Source organism: Rhizobacter sp. P5_C2 (assembly GCF_054049715.1).
Window position 1 is genome coordinate 1 of the sequence record NZ_JBFULV010000234.1, and the last position, 1,623, is coordinate 1,623.

General features: G+C 58.7%; 3 protein-coding genes. All 3 read left to right on the forward strand.

Going from position 1 to position 1,623, the window contains the following annotated elements; genetic code table 11:
• The coding region (locus ACXJLU_RS33265) for a hypothetical protein (protein ID WP_457337995.1) at window positions 1-232 on the forward strand (232 nt) is incomplete at its 5' end.
• Between the two features lie 83 nt (window positions 233-315).
• Entirely contained in the window at window positions 316-894 is a 579-nt protein-coding gene (locus ACXJLU_RS33270) for a hypothetical protein (protein ID WP_457337996.1), read from the forward strand.
• Between the two features lie 238 nt (window positions 895-1,132).
• The gene (locus ACXJLU_RS33275) at window positions 1,133-1,618 is read left to right on the forward strand and encodes a hypothetical protein (RefSeq protein ID WP_457337997.1); all 486 of its coding nucleotides are present in this window, start codon (window positions 1,133-1,135) and stop codon (window positions 1,616-1,618) included.
• The last annotated feature ends 5 nt before the right edge of the window (window positions 1,619-1,623 follow it).

Below are 1,623 nucleotides of genomic sequence, written 5' to 3' on the forward strand. Positions count from 1 at the left end.
ACTACTTCATGGCTTCATGGCAATTCGCGGGATGCAGCGCCTCGCGTTGAATGATTTGCCTCTACAAGACGACCCTCTGACCGTGCGAGTGATCCTGGCTGCATTGGCGCTTTGCCGGGGACAGGTGAAGCTGGGAGCGTTGATCTCGTTCCTCGACGAGTCGGAACTGGATGAATTTGTCGATGAGCAGCTTTCATGGGCTCACCTCTATTCGCCCAGAGAAAGTCAGTAGCCGGCCAGTAGTTGCCGGTGGGGAGTGTCCGCTTCCGGCGGCGCCAACCATAATTGGGGAACGCCACTCGCCTTCTATCTCCCATGCGGTTCCTGCCGATCCTCCTTCTCCTCGTAATCTCGGCGAGTACTCGTGCTTCGCCACCTGAGGGTGATCAGCAGATCGCTGCCTTCGTGCTTCCGCCTGAAAGACTTGAGCGCCGGTACAGGACAGTCGTCTACCCCTCACTGCTCAAGTTGAATCCGGCATTGGCTGACGAGTTGAAGAATGTCGCCGACTCGTTCAACGGGCGAGAGGTTTCAAACCGGCTCGCGACGCTCCTCATCACGACCCTCTCCGATGCTGAGCGAGCATCCATACGTGCTTTCATGAATTCCAAGAGTGGTCGACAGTTCGCCAAGATACAGCGTGAGTCTGACGATGCGCCTGCCGTCCTAAAGAAAATGCAGCAACTTCCAGTGACACAACAACAGGAAATCGTTGCCTTCGCCTCATCTGTGGCAGGGGAGAAAGTTCTTCGTGTACTTACCTCTCCCGAGGCTACCGCTTTGAACCAAAGCTATGGAGCGGAGATTCTTTGCGCTCAGCTCGCACGCACGAAGCCGGAACAGTACGAGGCCCTGCGACAAGACGGGCGTTGCCCCACGATTCAGGGGCAGTGAGTTTCGGACAGTGCCGAATGCTCAGTGCAAGTCGTAGTCACCGCTTGTAGAAGACTGTGCCCCTTCGACCGTCGGCCTGCAAGCGGTCGTCCAGCAGCGACGGCACCTCCTGTGTCCGACTGCTTGCGAGCAGCGCGGCGAACATGCACTGTCGGCCAGGAGCTGACCCTCACGATAGACTGCTTCCGCGCCAAGTAGCGGTGCCTGATCCAGGAATGTCCAGCGGAGGCTCCGAACCATGCGACTCTTCAAAAGCCTGCTTGCCGCCAGCGGGTTCGGCGCTGGCACGCTGAATCGCAGTCCGAAGCCGCGCATCGTGGTCGATGCCGAGAATGCGGCTGACTGGATCGCCAAGGCCCTCCTGTCGGAAGGATACGAGGTTGATTTCTCGCTCGAGAGCCTGAAGGAGATCGATCGATTCTTCGACGATCACGCCCCCGGTGGCGCCATCAAGCCGAGCGGTCTGCTTTCCCGCGACCTGGGCGCAAGAGTATTCGGTATCGGAAGCTATGTTGGAGAAGTCCTGCGCCGTGAGGCCGGTGGCAATTGGCAAGGTGACGATGACGATCCTCAGGCCGAGATCAACCTCACGCTCAAGCTGCCCGACGGCGCATTGCTTTGGCCTATGCAGCGCGTTATGAAGCGCTGCCAGGTTGGCCCAGAAGAGAGCGTTTTTGTGTACGGCTCAGTCGCCAAGCAAGCGACGGGGCAAGAAAGTCAGTAGTCGGC